The organism is Neisseria sp. P0001.S005, from assembly GCF_051963715.1.
On the sequence record NZ_JBQCTZ010000860.1, the window covers coordinates 1 to 329 of the forward strand.

Annotated in this window: 1 protein-coding gene; it reads right to left on the bottom strand. The window is 49.5% G+C overall.

Annotated elements, in window-relative coordinates:
• A partial coding sequence (locus tag ACTHSP_RS23230) for a co-chaperone GroES (RefSeq protein WP_440347144.1) occupies nt 1-278 on the bottom strand: 278 nt, incomplete at its 3' end.
• Between the last annotated feature and the right edge of the window lie 51 nt (nt 279-329).

The following is a 329-nucleotide window of genomic DNA, read 5'->3' on the forward strand; positions in this document are numbered from 1 at the left end:
ATACCGAAGATGTCTTCTTCACGCATTACCAACAGCTCTTCGCCGTCGGCTTTTACAGTTTGGCCGCTGTATTTGCCAAAAATCACTTTGTCACCGACTTTGACATCCAGCGGACGGCGCGCGCCGTCTTTACCGATTTTGCCCGCACCCACGGCGATTACTTCGCCCATGTCGGGTTTTTCAGCAGCCGCACCCGGCAAAACAATGCCTGATGCGGTTTTTTCTTCAGCTTCTAAGCGTTTGACGACTACTCGGTCGTGTAAAGGGCGGATGGTCATGTCTTAATGCTCCGATAAATAAATAGATTGAAAACAATTGTCTGTCGGACA